Annotated in this window: 12 protein-coding genes and 7 tRNA genes; 4 read left to right on the top strand and 15 right to left on the bottom strand. The window is 41.7% G+C overall.

Annotated elements, in window-relative coordinates:
• The 13 genes from CYK47_RS01525 to argG all read right to left on the bottom strand — a co-directional run bounded on the left by CYK47_RS01525 (window position 1) and on the right by argG (window position 11,021).
• A tRNA-Glu gene (locus tag CYK47_RS01525) sits at window positions 1-76 on the bottom strand.
• Window positions 77-114: 38 nt separating this feature from the next.
• Window positions 115-190, bottom strand: a tRNA-Glu gene (locus CYK47_RS01530).
• Between the two features lie 49 nt (window positions 191-239).
• Window positions 240-315 (bottom strand) — tRNA-Glu (locus tag CYK47_RS01535).
• A 25-nt stretch (window positions 316-340) separates the two neighbouring features.
• A tRNA-Glu gene (locus CYK47_RS01540) sits at window positions 341-416 on the bottom strand.
• A 286-nt stretch (window positions 417-702) separates the two neighbouring features.
• A complete protein-coding gene (locus CYK47_RS01545; RefSeq protein WP_164709128.1) occupies window positions 703-2,103 on the bottom strand; it encodes an amino acid permease in 1,401 nt (466 codons plus the stop codon).
• A 110-nt stretch (window positions 2,104-2,213) separates the two neighbouring features.
• Window positions 2,214-2,289, bottom strand: a tRNA-Glu gene (locus tag CYK47_RS01550).
• A 187-nt stretch (window positions 2,290-2,476) separates the two neighbouring features.
• Window positions 2,477-3,883: an amino acid permease gene (locus CYK47_RS01555; RefSeq protein WP_122898250.1), complete on the bottom strand. Its 1,407-nt coding sequence runs from the start codon at window positions 3,881-3,883 to the stop codon at window positions 2,477-2,479.
• A 154-nt stretch (window positions 3,884-4,037) separates the two neighbouring features.
• On the bottom strand, window positions 4,038-4,850 hold the full coding sequence (locus tag CYK47_RS01560) for a hypothetical protein (protein ID WP_122898252.1): 813 nt from the start codon (window positions 4,848-4,850) through the stop codon (window positions 4,038-4,040).
• Window positions 4,851-4,896: 46 nt separating this feature from the next.
• Entirely contained in the window at window positions 4,897-7,401 is a 2,505-nt protein-coding gene (locus CYK47_RS01565; protein WP_122898254.1) for a TonB-dependent receptor plug domain-containing protein, read from the bottom strand.
• A 332-nt stretch (window positions 7,402-7,733) separates the two neighbouring features.
• A tRNA-Glu gene (locus tag CYK47_RS01570) sits at window positions 7,734-7,809 on the bottom strand.
• Between the two features lie 20 nt (window positions 7,810-7,829).
• Complete coding sequence (gene rnt, locus CYK47_RS01575) at window positions 7,830-8,489, bottom strand: ribonuclease T (protein WP_164709129.1); 660 nt, start codon at window positions 8,487-8,489, stop codon at window positions 7,830-7,832.
• Window positions 8,474-9,508 (bottom strand): dihydroorotase, encoded by a 1,035-nt coding sequence (gene pyrC, locus CYK47_RS01580; RefSeq protein WP_122898258.1) that lies wholly within the window; start codon window positions 9,506-9,508, stop codon window positions 8,474-8,476. The genes rnt and pyrC overlap by 16 nt, the downstream gene beginning before the upstream one ends.
• A 169-nt stretch (window positions 9,509-9,677) precedes the next feature.
• Window positions 9,678-11,021, bottom strand: coding sequence for an argininosuccinate synthase (gene argG / locus CYK47_RS01585; protein ID WP_122898260.1), 1,344 nt, complete (start codon window positions 11,019-11,021; stop codon window positions 9,678-9,680).
• A 255-nt stretch (window positions 11,022-11,276) separates the two neighbouring features.
• Between argG and CYK47_RS01590 the strand changes: the two genes are divergently transcribed.
• The 4 genes from CYK47_RS01590 (at window position 11,277) to epmA (ending at window position 15,902) form a co-directional block, all read left to right on the top strand.
• Complete coding sequence (locus CYK47_RS01590) at window positions 11,277-13,298, top strand: NADPH-dependent 2,4-dienoyl-CoA reductase (protein WP_122898262.1); 2,022 nt, start codon at window positions 11,277-11,279, stop codon at window positions 13,296-13,298.
• 86 nt (window positions 13,299-13,384) lie between these two features.
• A tRNA-Ser gene (locus CYK47_RS01595) sits at window positions 13,385-13,475 on the top strand.
• Window positions 13,476-13,863: 388 nt separating this feature from the next.
• Complete coding sequence (locus CYK47_RS01600; protein ID WP_122898264.1) at window positions 13,864-14,931, top strand: 4-phosphoerythronate dehydrogenase; 1,068 nt, start codon at window positions 13,864-13,866, stop codon at window positions 14,929-14,931.
• Entirely contained in the window at window positions 14,928-15,902 is a 975-nt protein-coding gene (gene epmA / locus CYK47_RS01605) for an EF-P lysine aminoacylase EpmA (RefSeq protein WP_122898266.1), read from the top strand. The genes CYK47_RS01600 and epmA overlap by 4 nt, the downstream gene beginning before the upstream one ends.
• 30 nt (window positions 15,903-15,932) lie before the next feature.
• On the opposite strand, the gene CYK47_RS01610 is transcribed toward epmA, so the two are convergent.
• Both CYK47_RS01610 and CYK47_RS01615 read right to left on the bottom strand, forming a co-directional pair.
• On the bottom strand, window positions 15,933-17,168 hold the full coding sequence (locus CYK47_RS01610; RefSeq protein WP_122898268.1) for a multifunctional CCA addition/repair protein: 1,236 nt from the start codon (window positions 17,166-17,168) through the stop codon (window positions 15,933-15,935).
• A gap of 83 nt (window positions 17,169-17,251) precedes the next feature.
• Window positions 17,252-19,531 (bottom strand): NADP-dependent malic enzyme, encoded by a 2,280-nt coding sequence (locus CYK47_RS01615; protein WP_122898270.1) that lies wholly within the window; start codon window positions 19,529-19,531, stop codon window positions 17,252-17,254.
• Window positions 19,532-19,898 lie beyond the last annotated feature (367 nt).

A 19,898-nucleotide genomic window follows, 5' to 3' on the forward strand; every position in this document is an offset into this window, starting at 1 on the left:
TGGCGTCCCTACGGGGATTCGAACCCCGGTTACCGCCGTGAAAGGGCGATGTCCTAGGCCTCTAGACGATAGGGACAGATAAAGCATTTCAATTTCAGCATCTTAAAATTAAGATGGCGTCCCTACGGGGATTCGAACCCCGGTTACCGCCGTGAAAGGGCGATGTCCTAGGCCTCTAGACGATAGGGACGTCGTGTGAAGTAATCTATTTTAAACCATTTGATTCTTAAAGAATTTTATGGCGTCCCTACGGGGATTCGAACCCCGGTTACCGCCGTGAAAGGGCGATGTCCTAGGCCTCTAGACGATAGGGACTTAATAAAATAGTTACTTCTGAAATTGGCGTCCCTACGGGGATTCGAACCCCGGTTACCGCCGTGAAAGGGCGATGTCCTAGGCCTCTAGACGATAGGGACGTTTCAGAGGTGGGCGTATAATAGGGTGAGAAAGGAGGTGTGTCAAACGCTTTTTAGCACTTATTTAAGTATTTTATTGCTGTTCGTATAAAAATAAAACGAAATCCTTATTTTTGCTGAAAAATAATACGAAAATAGCTATTTTTTATCCAAATTAAATTTTCAAATTAAAACTGCTGCAATATTTGATTGTGGTTTTTTTAAGCAATGTGTTAAAGATGGTGCATATTTTTTCAGCATATAAAAAAGAGCAACCTAGGTTGCTCTTTTGGTATCTGAATTAAAATTAAGCTTTGTTGTGATAGAAGGCATAGTAACTTGCATAACATGCCGCAATAAAAAGCAGACACAAAACAAAGCTGACTTGTAATGTTGGATCAAACACCATACTCATACAAGTGATGAAACAGAACATAAAGCCTAAAATGGGTACGACTGGGAACAATGGTGCGGCAAAGCCAAGCTCTTCTTTCTTACGACCTTGTTTATACCACTGACGACGGAAGTTAAATTGGCTTAAGCAAATACTCATCCACACCACCACCATGGTAAATGCGGCAATACCCAGTAAGTTAGTAAAAATGGTTTCAGGTGCAAACTGTTCAGATAATAGACCCGGCATACCACCAATCATCGTTACACAAACAGCAACATAGGGAATACCGCGTTTATTTACTTTAGAGAACACCGCAGGCAGTTGCTTGTTATAAGACAATGACCACATCATGCGTGATGCTGCAAATAGACCTGAGTTTGCTGCAGAAAGAAGTGCGGTAATAATGACAAAACGAATCACATCTTCAGCATATGGAATACCAATATGCTGGAACACGGCAACGAATGGTGAACTACTGATGCCACCACCGCCAAGACCTGCATCTTGATGTGGCAAAAGACACGTCACAACAATAATTGTACCAACAAAGAAGATCAATAAACGGAAGATCGCTGTATTGATGGCTTTGGGTACATTTTTCGCAGGATCTTTGGTTTCACCAGCAGCAACACCAATTAATTCAGTCCCTGAAAAGGCAAAGTTCACAATCAGCATGGTTGCAAAGATAGGGAATAAACCTTCAGGGAACCAACCTTGTGCAGTCAAGTTGGTGAATAATGGCGCAGTTTCTTGACCTTGATAGCCAATGAATCCAAAAATTGCCAATAAACCCAGCAAAATGAAAGCAACCACGGTAACAACTTTAATTAAAGCTAACCAAAATTCTGATTCTGCGAACCATTTGGTGGAAATCATATTTAAGCTAAATACGAATGCCCCAAAGAATAAGGTCCACATCCACATAGAACTGTCAGGGAACCACTCCTGCATTAAGAGTGCAGCTGCGGTAAATTCGGTTCCAAGGGTTACGGACCATGTCAGCCAGTACAGCCAAGTGATGGTATAGCCTGTGCCGGGGCCAATATATTGTTTGGCATAAGCCCCAAATGAGCCTGACACTGGCATGTGTACAGCGAGTTCACCCAGACATAGCATCACCATGTAGGCGATAATACCACCAAGAAAATAGGAGAGAATGGCACCAATCGGTCCAGTTTGTGCAATGACTTCACCCGAGCCTAAAAATAGGCCGGTCCCGATCGCACCACCGAGTGAGATCATGACCAAATGACGGGTACTCATAGCGCGTTTTAAAGGCGCAGAATTGCCCTGCTGCATAGATGGCTGCATAACAGAAAAATAAAAAAGAATAGGAACGGGCTATTGTAGTGTAAAACTGCAAATCTGCAATAAAATAATGAATAAGAAAACTTTTATTTATAAATCACAAGCGTGATAGATGGCGTCCCTACGGGGATTCGAACCCCGGTTACCGCCGTGAAAGGGCGATGTCCTAGGCCTCTAGACGATAGGGACGTTTTGAGGTGATGGCTATAGTATGGATTTTTTTAAAGGCTGTCAAATTTAAATCTACGATAAAGTTTAATTTTAAGTTTGACTGCCTAAAAAATAGCATATTTTTTAAAAAGTGATGTATTTTCAATCAACTAATTCAAACATAATCGAAATAAAAAGCACCGTAGTGCCTTTTATTTCAACATATTTAGTGGTCTTTTTTATGGTAAAAAGCATAATAAGCCGCATAACAGCCTGCCATAAACAACAAGCAGCCAATAAAGCCAGACCACATTTCAGGGTCAGCCGCCATACTTAAACCTGTTGCGCTACAGCAAACAAAACCTAAAATAGGAACTAGAGGATAGAGCGGTGTACGGAATTTTAGTTCGGCTAAAGTATGTCCTTGTTTAAGCCATTGGCGACGAAAATTAAACTGACTCCAGCAAATACTCATCCACACAATCACCATGGTAAACGCGGCAACGCCCATTAAATTTTTAAAAATGACATCGGCGCCAAATTGTTCAGACAATAAACCTGGTAAGCCACCAATCATGGTGACTAAAACAGCTACATAAGGCACACCCGATTGACTCAATTTGCTAAAGACGCGTGGCAATTGTTTTTTGGCAGATAAAGCCCACATCATACGTGAGGCTGCATAAAGACCTGAATTAGCGGTAGATAAAAGTGCGGTAATAATCACAAAACGAATCATATCCTCAGCATAAGGAATGCCCATTAAATTAAATACCGATACAAATGGACTACTACTTAAACCGCCATGACCACCCACATTTAAGCCAGCATCGCTATAGCTGAGTAAAGAACTGATGACAATAATGGTACCAACAAAGAAAATAATCAGTCGCCATACTGCAGCATGAATAGCTTTAGGAATATTTTTTTCAGGATGTTCTGTTTCACCTGCCGCAATACCAATCATTTCCGTACCGTTAAAGGCAAAGTTAACAATTAAGAGCGTAGTAAACAATGGAATTAAGCCGTTGGGTAGCCAACCATATTCGGTTAAATGATGAAACATGGGTGCAGATGCATAACCTTGGAAAGGTACAATGCCAAAAATGCAGCTAAAGCCCAGTAAAATAAACAGCAAAACTGTGGCAACTTTAATAAAAGACAGCCAAAACTCAGATTCGGCAAAGGCACGGGTCGAGCTTAAGTTTGAAATTAAGACCCCACTGGCAAAAATTAAAGTCCATAACCAAATGGAAGTTTGGGGAAACCATTCTTGGACTAAGATGGCCGCAGCAGTAAATTCCGTGCCTAAGGTGGCTGACCAGCCTAGCCAATACATCCATGCCACCATATAGCCAGTACCAGGGCCAATATATTGTGCAGCAAAAGCACCAAATGACCCTGAAACTGGTAAATGAACTGCTAATTCACCCAAACACAACATCACCATATAGGCAATTAAGCCCCCAATAATATAGGCAAGGACTGCACCTAAAGGGCCAGCTTGAGAGATGACTTGCCCTGAGCCCATGAATAGGCCCGTACCAATAGCACCGCCTAAAGACAGCATAATTAAATGACGTGAAGTCATGGCCCGCTTGAGTTGCGGATTGGAATGTGTGGGAGTTTGCATGAAAGAATATAGAAGCTAAAAATAGAGATTTTAGCTTGATAAAATTCTTAAATTCGCGTTAATTGATTTTTTCTGCCAAAATATGTGCATGAATAGTATTTTTTCATCAAAAGTGACACGCTAAAATGAAGCTCATAGTAGGCATAGTAGTCCATCAGTTTGACTTGTTTAAATATTGATAAATTTCAGGACGTTTTTGCTGATATTCGACATCATTAATAATTTTAAGACTCATTTGATCGGCGCTATAGCCGAGCTGTTGTAACTTTTTAATCATATTGAGATTGGGATGATGACCACGTAAATGGTCGTTGAGTAGATTATATGCTGGCAGTGGTGCATCAATACTGAGTAAATAATCAAAGACCTGATCTAAATCAAAACCCACCACGCTGCTATACAGCGAATCTTGTTCTTTATATTCTAAGCCTGCAATGGTATGGGTCACATCAGTTTGCAATTGCTGATGCTCGCGCAAATAGGCGAGTTTTTCAATAATCGCGGCTTGATCAATTTTTCCATCTGGCGTTTTTAAGCCGGAGTTAACTGACATAAAGCTAATTTTGCCATTTTGCACTTGGCACTCGGTATGTTCTAAGCGTTTCAGTTCAGCCACGTGTACCCTACTTAAGGTGAGTTCACAGATTTTTTGTTTTTCTTTTTGGCTCATATCGCTATTGGCAATTGCACCACTTTCAAAAGCCGCTACTAGGCTTGCATAGCCATGTTCATAAGCCTGTTGATAATAAGCGCTAGCTGTCGCAGATAATTTTGAACTTTTGTTGTGTGAAGTTTGAGTTGTAGGACTAGGACGACTTGCTGCTGTCTCTGGCTGTTGTGCGCTTTGCTCAGTGCTTACAGCAGTATTTTGCTGCAGCTGCCGTGGTACTTGTTCTTGCTGAAAGCTAAAGACAATGAGCGCTAATACAGCGGCTACAGCCGCAACTAGCGTCAGGATATGTGGCATTTTTTTTGTCCTTAAAATAAAAGAGCACTCATAGAGTGCTCTTTTATTAAAATTTAAAGCTGACATCGGCCATAAATTGGCGCCCAATCTCTGCCATGATCCGTGGCGTTGTGGTTGAACTTGAGCCCGTTGAATAGCGGTTACGATGGTTGGTGAGGTTATTGATACTTAGTCCAAAAATAGCATGATAATTTTTACCTAAATCCCAGTCATAACTGGTACGGATGTCCCAAGTAAAACGTGGCTTAATTTCTTGCGCTGAATATGACTCAATTTTTTCGCCGTTATAATCGACCTTAACGGCATCTTTTAACATATCGTCATATGCTGCTTTATACATCCACAAATTACTAATGGTAATGGGTAATTGGGTGAGTTGAATATCCCAACTCGCACGCGCTGTCCACGGTTGGTTAAAATTAGTCGCAGGGCGTTCTGACCAACGTATGACTTTACCACCGTACATCACAAAACGTTCTTGTTCAGCTTCTTTAAATTCAGCATTGTAGTCTGCATAGCTACGGAATACATCGCTATAGTCTACACCTAAGCTAAAGCGGTTGCGGGTTGCTCCCCACAGAATCGGCTGCGTATTGTGAATACTCAGACTATAAATATCAGATGCACCATGACCATCGTTGGCATATTGGTAAGAGAAGTTAAAGCCGTTGTTGGGTACATCTGTACGGGTACGTGAAATTTCATCTTTAAAATCACGATGTACCCATTTTAAACCTACATCCCAAATACCCATTTCGCTATTGATGGCAAATACACGCTCATCGGTATATGGAGTATCTAAATCTGAACGGCGTGTATTGCTAGAGTTGGCAGCAGGGGTAATGACCCAATCAGCAGTTGTGGAGCTACGGCTCATTTTTTCTTGTAAGGTACCAACCAAATCTTGTAATTCGGTACCTAAGGTTTGTGCGCCATAATAACGGTTCCAACCGCTGGTGAAACGCAAGCGTTGATCATTGAAAGGACGATATTGCAGAGTGCTACGTGGTGCAATGTTCAAGTTACCACTTAAAGAATCGTAATCGCCACGAACTCCTAAACGTGTGGTGAAATTACCCCATTTTATTTGGTCTTCAACAAATAAATGGAAGCGATCTTGTTGCGCTTGAAACTCACCAGCTTTATAGATCGTACCAGCAGCAATATATTGACCATTCCAACCTTGAATGGTAGGTGTGGCATCACATAAAGCATCATTGGCTAAACAACTTTGCTGACCTAAGTCTTTGATATTAATAGCACTGGTGTTTGACATATATACATCTTCATGGCGCTTCCAACTCACATCAAAATGTTCATAGCCGCTACCGATGATCCATTGATGCTGGGTTTTTCCCCAAGTGATTGGATCTAAAGCAGCTTTAAGTTGGTAACTATATGACGCTTGTTCAAGGTTTAAATCACCTAAAATACTGCCTTCGCTGACGGTTTTGCTGTCATTCCAGTCTTTGCTGCCCGCGCTGTAATGCCACATATAGCCATAGTTATTGTCACTATCGCGCATGCTGTCTAGGTTTTGATAGTTAAGTTTATGGGTGAGTTTAACACCGTCTAATTGCTGCTCAATTTCGGCAAAGGTGGTCAGGCTTTGGCTTTCTAAGGTAGAACCTGAATTACGACGCGAAGCGGTATAGGTCATGCTATCTAACAGACCATAATCTATTCCAAATTTCGCTTTAAGATTTTCATTGCCTTCATAAAAAAGTGTTGTACCAAAATTGTCATTATGGCGTTTTTGGTCAACTTTGTATGGTGTATCAAAACCACTTAAGACTGGAATAATCGATTCACGTTTTGAAGCATAGCTATTCATGCTCCATGCATCTGATAATTTACCGTAGAGGTTGGCACTGATGCCTTGTTTGCTAAATTCTTTTTGATGGCTTGCAGATGGTTCTTCAAATAATTCGCTTTCACGTTCAGTTAAAAAATTAAAACGTGACCAATCACTTGAGGTGTAGTCATAGCTAATTGTACCGTGTAACTCACCGACCTCAGTTTTTGGAGCACAAGTATCTGCACTGATGACACCACCAGTAAAGTTACCGTACTCGGCAGAAACATTGCTGTCACGCAGTTCAATCTGACAGAGTAAGTCGGTATTGATCGCCATGCCTTGTGAGCCAGTACTAAAATTATTATAGGCGTTGCCACCGCTTTCGGCAGGGTTAATTAGATGATTATTGGATACACCATTAATAATAAAGTTATTTTGAAAGCTTTGTGCACCATTAATTGAAATTTCAGCAGGCTTTAATTCTCCTTGGCTACTTGCGGCAGATTGATCAGTTGAGAACTGAACATTCGGATTAACTCGTAAAAAGTCGGTGATATTTTTATTTACATTGGTAATTTTTTTAATATCTTCTTGGGTATAGACCTGTTTTCCTACCTCATTGCCTTGTTGTGCTTCTACCACAATCGGCAGGAGTGCAACTTGCTTTTCTGTTTTGGTATTTTCAGCATATGCATGACTTGTGGTTAAAATTGTGAGTATAGCGGCGGTAAGGGTAGAGTAATGAAAGCGCATAAGGAAACACACATGCAAGTGAAAACGAGAAGGATTATCATTAATAATTAACTAAAGTGCAACAATTGAAATGGAAATCTGTTCTTATTTAGATTGTTTGATTAAAAATACAACATAAAGGAAGGCTGAAATATATTTTTTAGGTATAGCATGTAGCTTTAGGGGATCAATATTGCTTGTAAACCTAAGTATAAGAGGATTCAATCCGAGTTACGCAACAGAATAGCGAAATCAAGATTAATAAATGCTTAATGATCAGTTATATAAGATGGAAGAGTGACACACCAATTATGCAGGGTATGTAAATAAGAAAAGTGCTAAAAGGCAAGATATGGCGTCCCTACGGGGATTCGAACCCCGGTTACCGCCGTGAAAGGGCGATGTCCTAGGCCTCTAGACGATAGGGACGTTTAGAAGATGGCGGTATCTTATTGATCCGCCACCAAAGTGTCAAGCAAATGTGGGCCGAGTTTGTTCAAAATATAGCAAAACAGTTCAGCGGTCTTTTGCGTGTCATACAAAGCCGAATGCGCTTCCTTGCCATCAAACTCAATACCCGCTTGAATACAAGACTTAGCCAACACTGTTTGACCAAACATCACCGCACTTAAAGTGACTGTGTCAAACACAGAAAAACTATGAAATGGGTTTTGATTTTTAGTTCCACTACGTGCAATGGCGGCTTGTAAAAAGCCTAAATCAAAATGAGCATTGTGCCCAACCAGTACAGCATGGGTGCAATTTTGCTGACGACGCACTTCATTAATTGATTTAAAAATGCGTTTTAAGGCTGTTTTTTCATCTTCAGCCATCGCCATACGCATCGGGTTAAACGGATCAACGCCAATAAAATCCAATGAGCGACGGTCAAGGTTCGCGCCTTCAAATGGATTAATATGGGCATGATGCGCTTCTCCTGGCACAAATTGACCATTCTCATCATAAATAATGGGAATCGCAGCAATTTCAAGCAGGGCATCGGTTTGTGAGTTAAAACCTGCTGTCTCGACATCGACAACAACAGGTAAAAAACCACGGAAACGTTGACCAATGACCGGCCTTGTTTCTTCTGTCACACTTTTCTCCACTGGATGGTTTTACCCGCATAAAGTGGGATAATTTTTTCACCATCCAAATAGTCAAAACTTTCAGGAATTACTTGCTCTTCTTTGACTAACGTAATGGTTGAGGTATTACGTGGTAGACCATAGAAATCAGCACCAAAATGGCTGGCAAAGCCTTCTAAACGCTCAATTTTACCCACTTGGTCAAAAGCTTGTGCATACAACTCAATCGCTGTTGGCGCACTATAGCAACCCGCACAGCCACAAGCATTTTCTTTGGCATCTTTCGAGTGCGGCGCACTGTCGGTACCTAAGAAGAATTTGGCATTGCCTGATGTTGCCACTTCAAGCAGTTTCTCTTGATGGGTTTGGCGTTTTAAAATCGGTAGGCAATAGAAATGCGGTTTGATGCCACCAACCAACATATCATTACGGTTAAATAATAAATGTTGTGGGGTAATCGTCGCAGCGACATTGTCACCTTGCGCTAAAACAAATTCAGCCGCATCTGCTGTTGTAATATGCTCTAAAACTAATTTCAGTTTTGGAAATTTTTGTAACAGCGGTGCTAAAACTTCGTCTAAGAAGCGTTTTTCACGGTCAAAAATGTCCACATGATTATGCGTTACTTCGCCGTGTAATAACAATGGCACTTGATGGGCTTCCATCTGTTCAATGACATTATATACTTTTTGAATATCACTCACGCCATTATCTGAGTTGGTTGTTGCACCAGCCGGATAAAGTTTAATCGCATTAACGTGTGCAGAGTTTTTAATTTTTACCACTTCGTCTGGCGACGTTTGATTGGTGAAGTACAGCACCATGCGTGGATCAAAATTTAAACCCTCAGGCACATGCGCCATGATACGTTCACGGTAGGCATTGGCTTCTTCAACGGTTTTAACCGGTGGTACTAAATTAGGCATACAAATCGCGCGTGAGAATTGGCGCGCCAAATCTGGCACAGTACGTTGTAATGCTAAACCATCACGTAAATGAGCGTGCCAATCATCTGGCTGAAGAAGAGTAATCGTATTCACGGCTATACTGCTAAAAAATAACTCAGATGATAAGCCATAAATCTAAAAATGGTAATCGTTAACTACAAGGAAAATTAGATTTTTAAGAAAAATTGATATATTTAAGTATTTGTTTGCCCTTTAAATATAAAAAAACCGCTCAACTGAGCGGTTTTTTTAAACGACAAAATTATTTATTTTTGTCTTTTAATTGCGGAACAGCAGAACCTGTACCTACAGCCAATAAACCAGAGTTGGTATAAATACCTAGTTTTTGACGTGTATCAGTGATGTCAAGGTTACGCATGGTTAATTGACCGATACGATCCATTGGCGAGAACATTGAATCGCCTTTTTCCATGGTTAAACGTTCAGCTTCATAGGTTAAGTTTGGAGATTCAGTGTTTAGAATAGTGTAGTCATTACCACGACGTAATTCTAAAGTTACAGTACCCGTAACCGCTTTAGCCACCCAACGCTGCGCAGTTTCACGAAGCATGAGTGATTGAGAATCGAACCAACGACCTTGGTAAAGTAAACGACCTAAACGTAAACCGTTGATACGGTATTGTTCAATGGTATCTTCGTTGTGAATGCCTGTCACAAGACGCTCGTAAGCGATGTGAAGCAGCGCCATACCCGGAGCTTCGTAAATACCACGAGATTTCGCTTCGATGATACGGTTTTCGATTTGGTCCGACATACCAAGACCATGACGACCACCGATACGGTTGGCTTCTAATATGAATTCTACTGGATCTTCGATACGTTGACCGTTGATTGCAACAGGGAAGCCTTCTTCAAAAGTAATCGATACTTCTTCAGCTTTTACTTCTACGTCATCTTTCCAGAACGCAACGCCCATGATTGGCTCAACGATTTTGATGCCAGCATCAAGATATTCAAGATCTTTAGCTTCGTGAGTTGCACCTAACATGTTTGAATCTGTTGAGTATGCTTTCTCTTTTGACATTTTGTAGTCAAAACCGTTGTCGATCAGGAACTGTGACATTTCTGCACGGCCGCCTAATTCGTCAATAAAGGTTTGGTCTAACCAAGGCTTGTAAATTTTAAGCGCAGGGTTGGTTAATAGACCGTAACGGTAGAAACGTTCGATGTCGTTACCTTTGTAAGTCGAACCGTCGCCCCAAATGTTGACGTCATCTTCTTTCATTGCAGTCACAAGCATTGTACCTGTTACCGCACGACCTAGTGGTGTCGTGTTGAAGTATGGCATACCACCGGTAGAGATGTGGAACGCGCCACATTGAATCGCTGCAATACCTTCTAATGCAAGCTGTAAACGGCAGTCGACTAAGCGAGCTTTAACTGCGCCATACGCCTCAGCTTTCTTTGGAATCGCATCGTAATCATCTTCGTCTGGCTGACCTAAGTTTGCAGTGTATGCATAAGGTTCTGCGCCTTTTTGTTTCATCCACAAAAGGGCTGCTGAAGTATCTAGACCACCAGAGAAAGCGATACCTACTTTTTTGCCTACTGGTACATTCTGCAAGATCGTTGCATTATCAGTCATTGCTCGTCCTAACTATATAAATAGGCAACCATGATGGCAGCCAAGGAGAAAATCTAAACTCAGCATTGTATCACTATAAATTGCTGTTGTTTGGCTTTAAAAAGACAATCGATTAAAATTATCAAGTTCATTTGCAAAATAAATCTCAATCGGCTGAGCTGCATCACTTATTGGCAAACAATTTTACAAGATGGATTAGATTTAACTTTATACTGATTGAAAATCATAAAAGATAAACAAGAATAAGGAGCGAGCATGCAGCCAGCTTACCCACATTTATTGATGCCACTTGATTTAGGCTTTACCACACTGAAAAACCGCGTGGTGATGGGTTCGATGCATACCGGACTCGAAGATCGTTTTTACAACTATCCAAAACTTGCAGCTTATTTTGCTGAACGCGCAAAAGGCGGGGTAGGTTTAATGATTACTGGCGGCATTTCGCCGAATCGGCAAGGGTGGTTGTTACCGATGGGCGGGACTTTAAATACTTTGGCGGATGTCATTCCACACCAAATAGTCACCCGTGCTGTACATCAACATGGGAGTAAAATTTTACTGCAAATTTTACATGCCGGACGTTATGGTTATCAGCCTTTTGTGGTGTCGGCAAGCCCGATTAAATCGCCGATTTCACCGTTTAAACCGCGTGAAATGAGCCATGCGCATATTTTGGCCACCATTGAAGATTATGCACATACTGCACGCTTAGCGCAAAAAGCCGGTTACGATGGCATTGAAATTATGGGCTCAGAAGGCTATTTGATTAACCAATTTTTAAGTCGGCTTGTGAATCGACGTAAAGACCGTTGGGGTGGGCCACTGCTGAATCGGATGCGTTTGGCTGTAGAAATTGTTAAAGCAGTTCGTGAAGCGGTAGGCTTAAAGTTTATTGTGTGTTTCCGCCTGTCTTTATTGGACTTGGTGCAAGATGGCAATAGCATGTCAGAGGTGATTGAAATTGCACAAGCTTTAGAAAAAGCGGGTATCAATATCTTAAACACGGGCATTGGTTGGCATGAGGCGCGTATCCCAACCATTGTCACCTCTGTGCCACGGGCAGCATTTGTCGATTACACTGCGGAGTTAAAAAAACATCTGAGTATCCCGGTAATGGCATCCAATCGCATTAATATGCCAGACACAGCCGAGCAGATTTTAGCAACCGATCAAGCCGACTTAATTCAAATGGCACGACCATTTTTAGCCGATCCCCAATGGGTAGCTAAAGCGCAAAGCAATCGCATCGATGAAATTAATACCTGCATTGCCTGCAACCAAGCTTGTTTAGATCATACCTTTAAAAACCAACGCGCTACCTGCTTAGTTAATCCACAAGCGGCTTATGAAACTGAACTGCTGTATTTACCTGCCAAGAAAATTAAAAAAATTGCAGTGGTTGGGGCGGGGGTAGCAGGTTTATCCGCAGCCACGGTTGCAGCACGCCGTGGCCATCAAGTCACGTTGTTTGAAGCAAAAACTGAAATTGGTGGACAGTTTAATTTAGCCAAAGTGATTCCCGGCAAAGAAGAGTTTTATGAAACTATCCGTTATTTTCAGGTGCAATTAGCCAAGCATCAAGTTGAATTAAAGCTTAATACCCAAGTGACACCACAGCTTTTGGTGGAAGCTGAGTTTGATGAAGTGATTATTGCCACGGGTGTAGTGCCCCGCAATTTAAATATATGTGGTTCAGATGCCGCGCACGTTTTGTCTTATGCACAAGTTTTACAAGGTGCCTTCGTGGGGAAACGTGTTGCTGTGATTGGGGCGGGTGGCATTGGCTTTGATGTGGCAGAGTTTCTACTCAAAGACAGCCATCAAAGCATTGATGAATGGAAACAAGAATGGGGGGTAGACTCAAATCCGAATTACACCACAGCGGGCGGTTTGGTTGACCCTAAAGCGCCACAGCCCAAACGTGAAATTTATTTATTACAACGTAAAAACACCCCATTAGGTGCAGGATTGGGCAAAACCACAGGTTGGGTACACCGCGCAGAGCTTAAAAAATATGGCGTACGTATGCTACATGGGGTGCAATATCAGGCTGTGACTGACGAAGGCTTATGGATTAATTTGGCAGGGCAAAGCCAATTGTTACGTGTAGATCATATTGTGGTGTGTGCAGGGCAAGAATCGGTTACAGATTTAATGCCAAAAAATAGCCCTAAAGGCCAAGTCAATTATCATTTAATTGGTGGCGCGAAGTTGGCTGCCGAGCTAGATGCTAAGCGTGCCATACGCGATGGTGCTGAATTAGCCGCAAAACTTTAACATTTGATGAAAAGTTGTGCATTTAATTCAATTTATTGCATTTTTCACTTGCAAGGCAAAAGGCTTCTCCGTAATATACACCGCATGGAAGCGTGGCAGAGCGGTTTAATGCACCGGTCTTGAAAACCGACGAGGGCTTATACCCCTCCGTGAGTTCGAATCTCACCGCTTCCGCCAAATTCAAAAAACCCCTGATCAATGATCAGGGGTTTTTTATTTTTATATTTCTTTCTCACGAAGTTTTCTATACTTTTCCCAATCAAAACTTACAATAATTTTTTTTTGCCTCTTCTGCTCCGAGTAACACTAGTGAGATTTTATCCTCTATGTGCATATTAAAATTCAAAGAGGGAAAGCGCTTAGTATTAATATTGATATGTGCAATAAGTGGTGATAGTCCGTTCTAAACAGAATAGTTGTTCCATGACTGAAGCAGTACAGGTTTTTGTCTTTCTAATTTTTTATAAGCATGGATTACGCTTTTTGAATATCCAATTCAGTTTAAGCATAGAGAGATATTCAGGATGGAGGTATCATAATTACAATTGCTGCATTGGATTGCCATATGAAAATTATTGCCGATGAGAATTTGGCCTTTACTGATTATTTCTTTGCTGAATTTGGCGAGATTAGCCATAAAGCTGGACGTACTTTAACAGCACATGATGTACAAGATGCAGATGCACTCTTGGTGCGTTCAGTGACTCAAGTCAATGCTGAGTTATTACAAGACAGCCAAGTTAAATTTGTGGGCAGTGCCACGATTGGTACAGACCACTTAGATATTCAAACTTTAGATGCTCATCATATTGCATGGTCAAATGCCGCAGGCTGTAATGCCCAAGCCGTTGCTGAATATGTCATTACTGCATTGCTACATGTAAAACCTGATTTGTTACATGCCAAGCACAACTTTACTTTAGGGGTAATTGGTTTAGGTAATGTTGGCTCACGTTTGGTAAAAATGGCCAAATTATTAGGTTGGCAAGTGCTTGGCTATGACCCATTTGTACAATTAGATGATGTTGAGCAAGTTGATTTTGATAGCCTGTTAAAACGTGCTAATGCCATTTCGATTCATGTGCCTTTAACCAAAACAGGCACGCATCCAACTTATCATTTAATTGATGCTAAAGCCTTCGCTAAGATGGCAGCAGATACCATTTTAATCAACTCAGCGCGTGGGCCTGTGGTTGCGGAAGCGGATTTAATTGCAGATATTCAAACAACAGGGCGTAAAGTCGTACTAGATGTATTTGAACATGAACCTGAAATTCGTGCCGAAGTCTTAGATTTAATCACACTCGTTACGCCACATATTGCAGGGTATAGCCTAGAAGGCAAAGCCCGTGGTACACAAATGATTTATGATACCTTTTGTCAAACCTTTGGCTTTAACGCAGACAAATGCTTTGAAAGCCAACTGCCAGTTTGTGAGCAATATTTTAAAGATCAAGATTTAACAGCTGTTTTAGCACAGGATTTGCGCCAAATTTATGATATTGCGCGTGATGATGCTAATTTACGCGCTTGTATTCAACAGGGCAAAGTTGAACAGAAAGCCTTTGACCATTTACGTAAAACTTATCCGCTGCGCCGTGAATGGGCAGCCCACGCAGGACCAAAAGCATGAGTATTGATTATCAACCGACCTGCGATTTAAATGCTTTACGTGCCCGTGCCAACATGTATACCCAGTTACGCCTGTTTTTTGCTGAGCGGGATGTGTTAGAAGTGGAAACGCCAGTTTTATCGCAAGCGGGTGTGACGGATGTGTATTTGGCTTCTGTACAAACCAAGCGTCATCTGCAAGGTAAAGCACGCACGCATTATTTACAAACCTCGCCTGAATTTTCCATGAAGCGTTTATTGGCCAGTGGCAGCGGGCCAATTTACCAAATCTGTAAAGTCTTCCGTGATGATGAGCATGGCCGTAAACACAATAGCGAATTTACCATGCTTGAGTGGTATCGTCCCGGTTTTAGCTTAAAAGATTTAATGCTAGAAGTGACTGATCTACTCAATGTGGTGTTAAAGCAGCGCTTTGGTGAAGTACGTCCGACCGTTTTAAGCTATAAACATGCCTTTATGGATCGTTTAGATCTCAATCCATTGCAAGCAAGCTTACAAGAGCTTAAAGATGCTGCGCGCCGTGTCGGTTTAAATCTTGATTTAGGCGATGATCGTTTAGGTTATATCGACCTATTATTCTCGCATATGGTCGAGCCAAGTTTAGGCTTTGATACACCGGTATTTTTAACTGATTTCCCACCAGAATTGGCATCACTCGCTAAAACGCGTATCGATGAAGACGGTGAGTTAGTGGCAGCACGTTTTGAACTGTATATTGAAGGTTTAGAACTCGCCAATGCTTATGATGAGCTGATTGATGCCGAAGTTTTACGTAGCCGTTTCGAGGCCGATAATCGTGAGCGTGAAAAATTAGGTTTACATGTCATGCCAATCGATGAACATTTGTTGGCTGCCTTACCGCATATGCCAGAATGTTCAGGCATTGCCTTAGGTATAGATCGTTTATTGATGATTGCTACAGAAAAAATGCGTTTAGAGCAGGTGATTAGCTTCCCTGCGGATCGCGCTTAAAACAAAAAAAGCACCCTTGGGTGCTTTTTTTTATTCGCTTATAATTTGCTGTTGAGCTTTAAGCCCAGCAAGCGCTTCAATCCGACGCTGAATCAGCATTTCACCAATATCAGGGCCTTTAATCTCTGGCGGTAAATCTTGCGCTTTAATGTTGCGCACCACTTGCATCGCATCACGTAAATACTGCGCTTGTGGATAAGCACGATCTTCTAAACCTAAGCGACCACGCGAATCACATTCACAGGCTTGTACAAAGGCTTCTACACGTTCAGGACGACGTAATACATCTAAACGCTGTAATAAACGCCATAAAGTGCCGGGCTTTAAGTTGAGTGCTTGATGGCATTTAAGATGTTCTTTACAGACTGCCAAAGCCAATTGCTTGGTATTGGTCGGGACTTTTAAACGCTCACAGACTTCGGTCACTGGTTGAATGCCACGTTCTTCATGCATGATATGCCGTGGTAACTCATCTTTAGGGGTGAGTGCTTTACCTAAATCATGTACCAATACTGCAAAGCGCACATCTAAATCGTAACCTGCTTTACACGCTTGCTGTAATGACATCATGGTATGAATGCCACAATCAATTTCAGGATGATATTCAGGACGCTGTGGAATGCCAAACAGGGCATCAATTTCAGGGAATAAAACTTTTAAAGCGCCGCATTCACGCAGGACTTCAAAATACACATCGGCATGCGGTTCCATCAACGCGCGAGAAGTCTCTTTCCAAACCCGTTCAGGTGTCAATGCTTTAAGCTCACCCGACTCCGCAAGGGTTTGCATCAATTGCAACGTTTCAGGCGCAACGCGAAAGCCTAAAGCATGATAACGCGCTGCAAAACGGGCAATACGTAGCACTCGTAATGGATCTTCAACAAATGCATCCGAAACATGGCGTAATAGCCTAAGCTCTAAATCTTGTTGACCTTGATAAGGATCATAGACAGTACCCTCATCATCCATTGCCATGGCATTAATGGTGAGATCGCGTCGAATTAAATCCTCTTCTAAGCTTACGCTTGGGTCAGTATAAAATTCAAAACCATGATAGCCGTGACCAGCTTTACGCTCAGTGCGGGCAAGAGCATATTCTTCTTTTGTCTCTGGATGTAAAAAAACCGGAAAATCTTTACCTACGGGCTGAAAACCATCCGCAAGCATTTGTTGTGGTGTCGCACCAACAACCACATAATCTTTTTCGTGATAGGGGTGTCCGAGTAAGTGATCTCGTACTGCGCCGCCTACTAAATAAACTTGCATGAAAAAACCTCTATTCTTGAGGCAATCATGCAACAGAATAGAGGTTTTCTCAAGTCAAGAAAGACGCTTTTACAAGATTTTGCTTAGAGCGCGTCTTGCTCCGCTTGCTGAATTTCAGCCACAGTTAACGCAGTCATATTCACCACACGACGTGTTGTGGTCGTTGGAGTAAGAATATGTACAGGTTTAGCTGCACCTAGCAGAATAGGACCAATGGTCACGTTGTTACCTGAGGTTGATTTCAATAAGTTAAACGAGATATTGGCTGCATCTAAGTTTGGCATGATGAGTAAGTTTGCAGAGCCTTTGAAACGAGAGTTCGGGAAGGCAAAGCTGCGAATATTTTCATCTAGTGCTGCATCGGCATGCATTTCACCTTCAACTTCAAGCTCAGGTGTAATTTCACTTAAGATATCAAACACTTTACGCATTTTTTGCGCGCTGGCATCATTTTGGTCTGAACCAAAGCTTGAATGCGACAATAACGCAACACGCGGTGTCATACCAAAACGACGCACTTCTTCAGCCGCTAAAATGGTCATTTCAGCCAACTGTTCAGCCGTTGGATTACGGTTGATATAGGTGTCTGCAATAAACAGGTTGCGGTCTTCAAGCATTAAAGCATTTAAGGTAAAGAAGTTATTACGACCTTCTTGTAAACCAATCACGCTTTTTACGAAATCTAAATGAATATCGTAGCTTGAATAAGTACCACATAGCATACCATCAGCATGACCATGTTTGACCAACATACCCGCAATCAGCGTTGAACGACGACGTGTTTCACGCTGTGCATACTCAGGTGTTACACCTTTACGTTGCATAATCGTGTAATAGTCATCCGCAAATTCTTGGTAATGCGGGTTATTTTCTTGATCTACGATGGTGATGTTGACACCGTTTTCTAAGCGTAAGCCTAACTTTTTAATGTTAGCTTCAATCACAGAGGTACGACCGATCAAGATTGGTTTGGCTAAATCTTCATCGACTGCAATTTGCACAGCACGCAATACGCGTAAATCTTCACCTTCAGCATATGCAATACGCTTAGGATCAGTTTTTGCTTGGGCGAAGATCGGCTTCATCATAAGCGCTGAGTTATACACAAACTCAGAGAGGCGTTGATGGTAAACCGCAAAGTCTTGAATTGGACGTGTTGCTACGCCTGAATCCATCGCTGCCTTAGCAACTGCAGGTGCAATTTCTAAAATTAAGCGTTGATCAAGTGGACGTGGAATCAAATAATCACGACCAAATGACGCAGATTTTTCACCATAAGAAGCAGCATCTGCTTCAATATGTGCCATACGTGCAATCGCATGCACACAGGCAATCTTCATCTCTTCATTAATCGTAGTTGCACCAACGTCTAGCGCACCACGGAAGATATATGGGAAGCACAGTGCGTTATTCACTTGGTTTGGATAATCCGAACGCCCTGTTGCCATAATCACGTCATCACGAACGGCATGTGCGTGTTCTGGCAAAATTTCAGGGTCTGGATTTGCAAGTGCAAAGATAATTGGGTCAGCCGCCATTTGCTTCACCATATCTTGGCTTAAAATACCTGCAGCAGATAAACCTAAGAACATATCTGCACCAGCCATCACATCTGCAAGCTGCTCTGCATCAATATCTTGCACATAGCGTTTTTTCGAGTCATCTAAGCCTTGACGTTTTGTCGTCAATAAACCACGCGAGTCGGCAACAACGATGTTCTCTTTTTTGGCACCTAAAGCACAGAGTAAATCTAAGCAAGATAATGCTGCTGCGCCTGCACCTGATGCCACGATTTTAATTTCATCAATTTTCTTGCCATTTAACTGCAATGCATTCAGTAATGCCGAACCCACAATAATTGACGTACCATGTTGGTCATCATGGAACACCGGAATGTTCATGCGCTCGCGTAGTTTTTGCTCAATATAGAAGCATTCTGGCGCTTTAATATCTTCTAAGTTAATCCCACCAAAGGTTGGCTCTAATGCCGCCACAATGTCGACAATTTTGTCTGGATCATTTTCGGCAATTTCGATGTCAAAAACGTCAACACCAGCAAATTTCTTAAATAAAACGCCTTTACCTTCCATCACTGGCTTAGATGCCAATGGGCCAATATTGCCTAGACCTAGTACCGCAGTACCATTACTGACCACTGCCACTAAGTTACCGCGTGCAGTATATAAAGCAGCCGTTGATGGATCACGTTCAATCTCTAAACATGGTGCAGCCACACCTGGAGAATAAGCTAAAGCTAAATCGTGTTGGTTGACCAGTTGTTTACTTGGTGTAACGCTGATTTTCCCTGGTGTTGGGAATTCATGATAGTACAAAGCTTGCTGTTTTAATGATTGATCGTCCATTTGAATCTCGTTTTACCTTAAAGTTGCCGACCAGATGAACTGGTGGTGTTTGACCAAATTTGATCGAATATAACATTAGTCACCGCCTTCTAATAGACACGACTGCTGATTTTATAGGCAAACTTAGATCAGAGATCTATAGATTAATAGTTAAATGGTATTAAAAGGGTTATATAAAACTAAGTTATTATTTTTATAAAATTTTTTTCTATAAGTTGTAATTAGCTTATGCAGAATTGCACACAGTCTAAACAACTCTAAGTCAGCATACTAGCCATATTAGACTAAAGTGCCTTAGTAATTTAAGATTTATTTGCTGCGTTAAATCTATGCCTTTGCATTGCTTCATCCAATAGTCGAATGGATT

The organism is Acinetobacter sp. B51(2017) (assembly GCF_003711395.1).
GTDB lineage: Bacteria > Pseudomonadota > Gammaproteobacteria > Pseudomonadales > Moraxellaceae > Acinetobacter.

What these genes read in the sequence shown, in the direction of transcription:
- CYK47_RS01545 (WP_164709128.1), bottom strand. Translation starts at nt 2,103, where the DNA reads ATGCAGCCATCTATGCAGCAGGGCAATTCTGCGCCTTTAAAACGCGCT.
- CYK47_RS01555 (WP_122898250.1), bottom strand. Translation starts at nt 3,883, where the DNA reads ATGCAAACTCCCACACATTCCAATCCGCAACTCAAGCGGGCCATGACT.
- CYK47_RS01560 (WP_122898252.1), bottom strand. Translation starts at nt 4,850, where the DNA reads ATGCCACATATCCTGACGCTAGTTGCGGCTGTAGCCGCTGTATTAGCG.
- CYK47_RS01565 (WP_122898254.1), bottom strand. Translation starts at nt 7,401, where the DNA reads ATGCGCTTTCATTACTCTACCCTTACCGCCGCTATACTCACAATTTTA.
- argG (WP_122898260.1), bottom strand. Translation starts at nt 11,021, where the DNA reads ATGACTGATAATGCAACGATCTTGCAGAATGTACCAGTAGGCAAAAAA.
- CYK47_RS01590 (WP_122898262.1), top strand. Translation starts at nt 11,277, where the DNA reads ATGCAGCCAGCTTACCCACATTTATTGATGCCACTTGATTTAGGCTTT.
- CYK47_RS01600 (WP_122898264.1), top strand. Translation starts at nt 13,864, where the DNA reads ATGAAAATTATTGCCGATGAGAATTTGGCCTTTACTGATTATTTCTTT.
- epmA (WP_122898266.1), top strand. Translation starts at nt 14,928, where the DNA reads ATGAGTATTGATTATCAACCGACCTGCGATTTAAATGCTTTACGTGCC.
- CYK47_RS01610 (WP_122898268.1), bottom strand. Translation starts at nt 17,168, where the DNA reads ATGCAAGTTTATTTAGTAGGCGGCGCAGTACGAGATCACTTACTCGGA.
- CYK47_RS01615 (WP_122898270.1), bottom strand. Translation starts at nt 19,531, where the DNA reads ATGGACGATCAATCATTAAAACAGCAAGCTTTGTACTATCATGAATTC.